Source organism: Alloyangia mangrovi (assembly GCF_002300555.2).
GTDB classification, from domain to species: domain Bacteria; phylum Pseudomonadota; class Alphaproteobacteria; order Rhodobacterales; family Rhodobacteraceae; genus Salipiger; species Salipiger mangrovi.
In genome coordinates this window covers 1-7,443 of sequence record NZ_NTHN02000103.1, presented here as the reverse complement: position 1 = coordinate 7,443, position 7,443 = coordinate 1, and the positions used below count along the sequence as shown (strand labels likewise).

Annotated in this window: 7 protein-coding genes, 3 pseudogenes and 1 riboswitch; of the genes and pseudogenes, 7 read left to right on the top strand and 3 right to left on the bottom strand. The window is 70.8% G+C overall.

The annotated features are described in order from the left end of the window. Together CLG85_RS26560 and cobU are read right to left on the bottom strand one after the other, a co-directional pair. Window positions 1-658: pseudogene (locus tag CLG85_RS26560) on the bottom strand (nicotinate-nucleotide--dimethylbenzimidazole phosphoribosyltransferase); the annotation flags it as partial. Further along, window positions 642-1,172, bottom strand: coding sequence for a bifunctional adenosylcobinamide kinase/adenosylcobinamide-phosphate guanylyltransferase (gene cobU, locus CLG85_RS26555; protein WP_095884489.1), 531 nt, complete (start codon window positions 1,170-1,172; stop codon window positions 642-644). The pseudogene CLG85_RS26560 and the gene cobU, both read right to left, overlap by 17 nt. A 52-nt stretch (window positions 1,173-1,224) precedes the next feature. Between cobU and CLG85_RS26550 the strand changes: the two genes are divergently transcribed. From CLG85_RS26550 to cobD, 4 genes and pseudogenes are all read left to right on the top strand, one after another. Beyond that, entirely contained in the window at window positions 1,225-1,812 is a 588-nt protein-coding gene (locus CLG85_RS26550) for a histidine phosphatase family protein (protein WP_260350315.1), read from the top strand. Window positions 1,813-2,161: 349 nt separating this feature from the next. Then, complete coding sequence (locus CLG85_RS26545) at window positions 2,162-2,593, top strand: hypothetical protein (RefSeq protein ID WP_260350313.1); 432 nt, start codon at window positions 2,162-2,164, stop codon at window positions 2,591-2,593. A gap of 27 nt (window positions 2,594-2,620) precedes the next feature. Continuing rightward, complete coding sequence (gene cbiB, locus CLG85_RS26540; protein WP_260350312.1) at window positions 2,621-3,532, top strand: adenosylcobinamide-phosphate synthase CbiB; 912 nt, start codon at window positions 2,621-2,623, stop codon at window positions 3,530-3,532. A gap of 84 nt (window positions 3,533-3,616) precedes the next feature. Continuing rightward, window positions 3,617-4,556, top strand: a pseudogene (gene cobD / locus CLG85_RS26535) (threonine-phosphate decarboxylase CobD). 4 nt (window positions 4,557-4,560) lie between these two features. On the opposite strand, the gene cobO reads toward cobD, so the two are convergent. Beyond that, window positions 4,561-5,172, bottom strand: coding sequence for a cob(I)yrinic acid a,c-diamide adenosyltransferase (gene cobO, locus CLG85_RS26530; RefSeq protein ID WP_095884341.1), 612 nt, complete (start codon window positions 5,170-5,172; stop codon window positions 4,561-4,563). Window positions 5,173-5,210: 38 nt separating this feature from the next. Continuing rightward, a riboswitch (cobalamin riboswitch) is annotated at window positions 5,211-5,424 on the top strand. Between the two features lie 90 nt (window positions 5,425-5,514). Between cobO and CLG85_RS26525 the strand changes: the two genes are divergently transcribed. From CLG85_RS26525 to cobN, 3 genes and pseudogenes are all read left to right on the top strand, one after another. Next, entirely contained in the window at window positions 5,515-5,928 is a 414-nt protein-coding gene (locus CLG85_RS26525; protein WP_095884342.1) for a DUF1636 family protein, read from the top strand. Window position 5,929: 1 nt separating this feature from the next. Then, window positions 5,930-6,988 carry a cobalamin biosynthesis protein CobW gene (gene cobW, locus CLG85_RS26520; protein WP_260350311.1) on the top strand — a complete coding sequence of 353 codons (1,059 nt, stop codon included), beginning with the start codon at window positions 5,930-5,932 and terminating at the stop codon, window positions 6,986-6,988. A 13-nt stretch (window positions 6,989-7,001) separates the two neighbouring features. After that, a pseudogene (gene cobN, locus CLG85_RS26515) lies at window positions 7,002-7,443 on the top strand (cobaltochelatase subunit CobN); the annotation flags it as partial.

Sequence of the window (7,443 nt, the reverse complement as noted above, 5' to 3'; positions counted from 1 at the left end):
CTGCGCCCCGGCATGGCGCGCGCAGGCGCGGCGCACGGCCTCGGTCTTGCGCGCGAGCCCGGCCTCGTCCGAGCCGGTGCCGCGGCCGATCCAGCCCTCGGGATCACCGCCAAAGCTGGCGCAGGCCAGCGCCGCGGCGATGGTCGAATTGCCGATGCCCATCTCGCCGAGGATCACCACCTGCGCGTCGCCCGAAACCGCCTCGGCGCCGCGCCGCATCTCGGCCAGCGTCTCGGCCTCGGACATCGCCGGGGCCTCCGTGATATCTGCCGTGGGCCGGTCGAGATCGAGCGCCACCACCGAAAGAGCCGCCCCCGCCGAGCGGCAGAGCTGGTTGATCGCCGCGCCCCCCCGCCTCGAAATTGGCGACCATCTGCGCGGTCACCTCCTGCGGGAAGGGGTTCACCCCCTGCGCGCAGACACCGTGGTTGCCGGCAAAGACCAGCGCCCGCGCCTTGTCGATCCGCGGGCGCTCCGTCGCCTGCCAGCCGGCCATGAAGACCGCCAGATCCTCGAGCCGGCCCAGCGAGCCCGGCGGCTTTGTCAGGCTGGCCTGTCGATTCCGCGCCGCCTGTGCCGCGGCGGCGTCGGCCACGGGCAGTGCCGCCGCGAGATCCGCGACCTCCGCGAGCGAGGAGATGTCAGAAAGTATGCTCATTGGGTTTCACCTTCACTGGGTAGCCCGCCACCGCCAGCCAGACCTCGTCGCAGGCCTCGGCCACCGCCTGGTTCATCCAGCCCGCGGCATCGCGGAAGCTGCGGGCGAGCCGGTTCTCGGGGACGATTCCCGCCCCGACTTCATTGCTCACAAAGATCACCGGGGCGCGCTGCCGGGCGATCTCCTGCACCAGCGCCTGCACCTCGGCACGCCAGTCCGCCTCGGCCAGAAGCAGGTTGGTCAGCCAGAGCGTCAGGCAATCCACCAGCCTCGGCAGATCGCCGTCACTGGCGCGCAGCGCGGCGCCAAGATCGCGCGGCGCATGCAGGTCCCGCCAGCCATCACCACGCCGCGCGCGGTGCTCGGCGATGCGCGCGGCCATCTCCACATCGTCCTCGTAAATCTCTGCAGTGGCGATATAAATCGCCCGACCACAGGGGGCGAGCGCCCTGCGTTCGGCAAGCCTCGACTTGCCCGACCGTGCCCCGCCCGTGATGAGTATCGACCTTGTCATTTCCGCATGGGAAAGCATCAATGTCGCCAAAAGGGAAGAGGCAAGCAGGCCGTTGCAGCACGAAACACCCGGCTCCGGAGAGCTGATCCTGATCCGCCACGCGCCGATCGCCGAGCCCGGACGGCTCTGCGGCCGCACCGATCTTGAGGCGCGGATCGAGCCCGCGCGGATCGCGGCTCTGCGCGCCTCTCTACCCGCGCCCGGCGCGCTGGTGAGCAGCCCCGCGCAGCGCTGTCGGCAGACCGCCGATGCGCTCTGGCCGGAGCGCGCCGCGGTGCCCGATCCGATGCTCTGGGAGCAGGATTTTGGCGCCCATGACGGGGCGCCCCATGCTGATCTGCCCGACCTCGGCCCTCTGGACGGCCCCGGATTGGCGGCATGGACCCCACCCGGCGGCGAGAGCTTCGCGGACCTTTGCGCCCGTGTCCGGCCGGCGCTGCTGAACTATGGGCGGCAGGCGGAGCAAGACGCTGCGCCCGTGGTTCTGGTGGTCCACGCCGGGGTCATCCGCGCAGCACTGTCGCAGGTGACGGGCGCGGTGCACGCGGGCCTTGCCTTCGAGATCGCGCATCTCTCGGTCACCCGTCTGCGCTGCGGCCCCGAGGGGCCATTTTCGGTGATCGAGGCAGGCCGCACATGAGCTGGATCCCGGTGAGTGTCGAGGGTCATTTCGGCGAATGGCTGCAGGGGCGGATAAGCGAGGATGGCCCCGTCGCCCTGGTGACCGTCCGCTGCCCGGCCCTGACGGTCAGCGCCCCCGGAGAGGGCGAACTGCCCTTCACCCGCGACCAGCTCGCGCGCTTCGCCGCGCGGCTCGGGATTGCGCCGCGATTCCCCGGCACGACGCGGACCGCCCCCCCTCGGGGGCGGCGCCGGAGCCTCCACCGCGACCCTCGTCGCTCTGGCCCGTGCCGCAGGCGTCACCGCCAGCGCCGAGACCCTCGCCGCGGCATGCCTAGCCATCGAGGGCGCCAGCGATCCGCTGATGTTTGCTCGGCCCGACGCCTTGCTCTGGGCCTCGCGCGAAGGGCGGATCCTGCGCCAGCTCCCGCCGCCCCCCCGCCTGCGACATCCTCGGCGGGTTCTGGGGCGCGCCGCATCGCACCGACCCTGGAGACGAGGATTTCGACGATATCTCCGACCTCGCCGAGGCATGGGCAGGCGCTGTCACCCTGCGCGATCTCCCAGGCTGCGCAACGCTCGCCAGCGCCTCGGCGCAGCGCTGCACCGACCGACGCGGACCACCCGATCCGTTGCCCGAGCTGGCGCGCGACCTTGGCGCGCTCGGCTGGCTGCGCGCCCACACCGGCTCGGCGCGGGGGCTGATCTTTGCCCCCGAAACGCTGCCCGTAAACGGCCCGGCAGCGCTGGCCGAGGCCGGGCTCACCGACGCGCTTTGCTTCAGGACGGGCGCGGCATGAGCTTTGCGCTGACGATGCTGGGGGGGTATGGCGCTCGATCTGGCGATGGGCTGGCCGGACGGGCTCTACACCCGTATCGGTCATCCGGTGACATGGCTGGGCAAGGTGATCTCGGCTCTGGAGCGGCGACTGAACCGGGGCGGCCGAAGACGCAGGCTCTGGCTCGGGGCGCTGACCACGCTGCTGACCGTCGCCCTTGCTGCCCTGCCCGCGCTGGCCGTGCAGGCGCTGCTCCCGGAGGGTCTCGCGGGCAGCCTCATCGGTGCGGTCCTTGCCTGGCCGCTGATCGCCATGCGCGCGATGCACGAGCATGTCGCCGCCGTCGCGTCCCCGCTGACGAGAGGCGATCTCGAGGCCGCCCGCCACGCAGTCTCGATGATCGTCGGGCGCGACCCGGCAAGGCTGGACGAGGCGGGGATCGCCCGCGCCGCCACAGAGAGCCTCGCCGAGAACAGCTCGGACGGCATCGTCGCGCCGCTCTTCTGGGGCGTGGTGGCGGGCCTCCCGGGGATCGCCGCCTACAAGGCGGTGAACACGCTCGATTCGATGATCGGCCATCGCAATGCGCGCTTCGAGGCCTTCGGCAAGGTCGCGGCGCGGCTCGACGATGTGGTCAACTGGATCCCGGCGCGACTCACCGGTTGGATCTTTTCGCTCGCCAGCGGATCCCGCCTGCCCGAGGCACTGCGGGTGATGCGGCGCGATGCGCCGAAGCACCGCTCGCCCAATGCCGGCTGGCCCGAGGGGGCCATGGCCGGGGCGCTGGACATCCGCCTCTCGGGGCCGCGCGTCTACGGCACGCGGATCGCCGAGGAGCCCTGGCTCAACGCCGGTGCGCCCGATCCGACGCCGCAAGACGTCACGCGCGCACTGCGACTCTACCGGCGGGCAATGGCGCTCTGTGCCCTTGCGCTCGCCGCGTTGATCCTGTTCCGGTGAGCGCCATGGACAGCCTGCCCGACACGCCCCCCCGCCCCGCCCGCCGGAACGCCCAGAGACCACGGCGGCAACCTCGATGCCGCAATGACGCGCTTCGGAGGGACCCGCTCGGACTGGCTGGACCTCTCGACCGGGATCAATCCCGAACCCTGCGCCGTGCCACCGATCCCTGCCGAGGCCTGGGCGGTGCTGCCGCGCCATAGCGACATGGACCGCCTCATCGACGCGGCCCGCGCGGCCTATGGCACACCTGCGCGCATCGTGCCTTTCAACGGGGCGCAGGGCGCGATCCAGATGGTCCCGGCGCTGCGTGCTCCCGGCCGGGCAGCGGTTCTGGGGCCGACCTACAACGAGCACGCCGCCGCCCTGCGCACGGGCGGCTGGCAGGTCACCGAGGCCGGAAGCATCCGGGCACTCGAGGGGGCGGATCTCGCCGTGGTGGTCAACCCCAACAACCCCGACGGGCGGCGCAGCACGCCCGGCGCGCTTTGGGCGCTGGCGGCGCGGGTCGGGCTGCTGGTGGTCGACGAAAGCTTTGCCGACCCCGAGCCGGACCTGTCCCTTGCCCCCCCGCCTCGACGGCAGCCTGCCGAACGTGGTCGTGCTGCGCTCCTTTGGCAAATTCTACGGGCTTGCCGGGCTGCGGCTGGGGTTCGCGCTGGCGCAGGATCCGCTCGGCGACCGGCTGGCCGAGCTTGCGGGTCCCTGGCCGGTCTCCGGCCCGGCGATCGAGATCGCCTCGGCGGCGCTTGCCGACCGGCAATGGCAAGCCGAGACGGTGCGCCGCCTGGACAGAGACGCCGCCCGGCTCGACGCCCTGGCGCAGGGTGCCGGCTGGGCGCTTGTCGGCGGCACACCGCTCTTTCGCACCTACGCCCTGCCGGACGCGCAGTCACCACAGGAGCGCCTTGCCGCGCAGCGGGTCTGGACCCGGATCTTCCCCTATTCGGACCGCTGGATTCGCCTCGGCCTGCCCCCCTCGGAGCGGTGGGAGCAGCTCGAGGCCGCCTTCGCCGTGCTCTGAGCGCTCAGAACTCCACCCCCTGCTGCGCCTTGATCCCGTCGCGGAACGGGTGCTTCACCAGAGTCATCTCGGTCACCAGATCGGCCGCCTCGATCAGCTCGGGCCTCGCATTGCGTCCGGTTAGGCAAACGTGGGTCATCGGCGGCTTGCGCTCGAGCAGGAAGCCGACCACCTCGTCGATATCGAGATACCCGTAGCGCAGCGCGATGTTGATCTCGTCGAGCAGCACGAAGCGCACCTCGGGATCGAGGATCTGTTCCTGCGCGATCTGCCAGCCGCGCTGCGCCGCCGCGATGTCGCGTTCGCGGTCCTGCGTCTCCCAGGTGAAGCCCTCGCCCGAGACGAAGAAGCGGCACTCGGCGGTGAATTTCTCGCGGATCATCTTCGCCTCGCCGGTCACCCAGTTGCCCTTGATGAACTGCACCACGGCGCAGGGCATGCCATGGGCGATGCAGCGCAGGATCATCCCGAAGCCCGACGAAGACTTGCCCTTTCCGGCGCCGGTGTGAACGAGGATCAGGCCCTTTTCAGCGGTTTTCCCGGCCATCATCCGGTCCCGCCCCGCCTTGATTTTCTTCATCTTTTCCGCGTGGCGGAGGTTTGCCTCGTCATTCATGCTGCTCTCTCCGGTCTTGACAGGGGTCGGATTTCCGGGCGATCTGACCCCACGCTGGTGCCCGTGTAAACGGGTGAAAAGGGAATGTGCAGCCGCGAGAGATCGCGGTCAGGCACAGCCGCCCCCGCGACCGTGAACGGAAAAGGGCGCTCGGAAAGCCACTGGCCGACAGGCTGGGAAGGCAGAGCGCCTGCTGGGCCATACGCCCTGAATTCCGTGAGCCGGGAGACCTGCCAGCCATGACTTTTGAGACCGGACGGGGTGTGCCGGTGTCGGGGTGTTCCCGTGCCCGGGATCCATTCCGCCGTTACCCCTGTGCGCCCAACAGATGAGGCGACACGAATGATGGACTGCGCGCACACGCGTCAGGAGAGCGACACCGAGCTGCTGGTCTGCGTGACCTGCCGCCGGGCGGGGGTGACCCCACAGGACGAGCGGCGCCCCGGCCGGGCGCTCTTTGATCAGATCACCGCGCTCGAGCGGCCCGAGGGGCTGCGGATCACCGCCACCGACTGCCTGCAGAACTGCGATTTCGGCTGTACCGTGGCGCTGCGCGGCGGGGCGGAGAAATGGACCTACGTCTTCGCCAATCTCGACGCGGCTGCGCATCCCGAGATGCTCCTCGCCGGGGCCGCGCAATACCGCGCGGCGCCCGACGGGGTGATCCCCTGGCGCCAGCGCCCCGAACATTTCAAGCGCAACTGCGTCGCCCGCATCCCCCCGCTTACCCCCGCCCCCAGGCAACAGGACCACTGACATGGCCGATCTTACGAAACTCCCCGTCACCGTGATCACCGGCTTTCTTGGCTCGGGCAAGACCACTCTCGTCAGCCATCTGATGCGCAACCCCGGCGGGCGACGTCTGGCGGTGGTGGTCAACGAGTTCGGCGACGTCGGCGTCGATGGCGAGATCCTGCGCGGCTGCGCCCTGCCCGACTGCCCCGCCGAAAACATCGTCGAGCTGGCAAACGGCTGCATCTGCTGCACCGTGGCCGACGATTTCATCCCCACCATCGAGGCGTTGCTGGCGCTCGAGCCGCGCCCCGACCACATCCTCATCGAGACCTCCGGCCTCGCCCTGCCGAAACCGCTGCTCAAGGCGTTCGACTGGCCGCAGATCCGCGCCCGCATCACCGTCGACGGGGTCATCGCTCTCGCCGACGCCGAGGCGGTCGCAGCGGGTCGCTTTGCCCCCGACGTGGCGGCGGTGGACGCGCAGCGCGCCGCCGACGAGAGCCTCGATCACGAGACCCCGCTTTCGGAGGTCTTCGAGGACCAGATCGCCTGCGCCGACCTGGTGCTGCTGACCAAGCCCGATCTCGCCGGACCCGAGGGGGTCGCGCGCGCGAGGGAGATCATCGCCGCCGAGGCGCCGCGCCCGCTGCCGGTGGTGGAGGTCGCCGAAGGCGCGATCGATCCGCGGGTCATCTTCGGGCTCGAAGCCGCCGCCGAAGACGATCTCGCCGCCCGCCCCAGCCACCACGACACGCCGCATGACCACGACCACGAGGACTTCGGCTCGATCACCATCGATCTCCCCGAGCTCGGCGATCCCGCCCAGCTGGTCTACGCCATCGAGGCGCTGGCGCGCAGCCACGACATCCTGCGGGTGAAGGGCTACGCGGCGGTCACCGGCAAGCCGATGCGCCTCCTGGTACAGGCTGTCGGAGGACGGGTGCGGCATCAGTACGACCGCATGTGGCAGCCGGGCGAGCCGCGCGCCGGCCGGCTGGTCGTCATCGCCGAGCAGGGCGACATCCGCGAGGACGAGATCCGCGCCGCCCTGAGCCGCGCCGTGCTCGATCCGGCCCTCTAGGCGCCGTCCGCAGATGCACGTCGTCTTCCGCGAAAACCACGGCCTCGAGGATCTCGAGACCCCGACGGACCTGATGCAGGATCCGGCGGATCTCGTGGTGCTGTCCTTCTCCGACAGCGACCTCGGCGCCTTCGCGGAAGCTTGGCACCGGGGCGGCGAAAGCCTGCCCTCGCTGCGGCTCGCCAACCTCGCGCAGCTGCGCCACCCGCTCTCGGTCGACACCTACGTGGAGCGTACGCTCGAGGGCGCAAAGGGCATCCTCGTGCGGCTGATCGGCGGGCGACCCTATTGGGACTACGGGCTTTCCCAGTTGCAGGCGCTGGCGCAGCGGCAGAGGATCGCCCTCGCGGTGCTGCCCGCCGACGGCCGCCCCGATCCCCGGCTCGACGAGGCCTCGACCCTGCCGCTCTCGACCCTGCGCCGCCTCGCCCGGCTCTGCGACACCGGGGGCCCCG